The sequence below is a fragment of the Gilvimarinus sp. 1_MG-2023 genome (assembly GCF_030548285.1).
Window position 1 is genome coordinate 1 of the sequence record NZ_JAUOSC010000574.1, and the last position, 323, is coordinate 323.

Below are 323 nucleotides of genomic sequence, written 5' to 3' on the forward strand. Positions count from 1 at the left end.
GTACAGGGCAACGGCATCGGCACCGTTTTGCAGAATATTGTTCCCTATTTCCAGGCCGCAACCAGCGATCGTGGCAGCGCTACCACAGACCACAAAATACCCTTCCGCATTTGTGCGCCTGGCCGACAAATCCAGCGCCAGATAGGCGCGGTCGTTGCTGCCGTTATACAGCACCAGTACGTAGCCGGTTAATGACGTCGCGCCACGACCACCGTTGTACAGCTCGATAAATTCGGCGTTGTCATTGCCTTCGGTGTCGGCATCTACCTCATTGATCAGTAGTGTTGCCTGACAGCTCAGTGCCAGCAGCAAAAGGCCAACCG

The 323-nt window shown here is 55.7% G+C and carries 1 protein-coding gene; it reads right to left on the reverse strand.

The window, feature by feature from the left end; all coding sequences use genetic code 11:
* On the reverse strand, positions 1 to 312 hold a 312-nt coding region (locus Q4563_RS18145; protein WP_303605497.1), incomplete at its 3' end, for a lamin tail domain-containing protein.
* Positions 313 to 323: the final 11 nt, after the last annotated feature.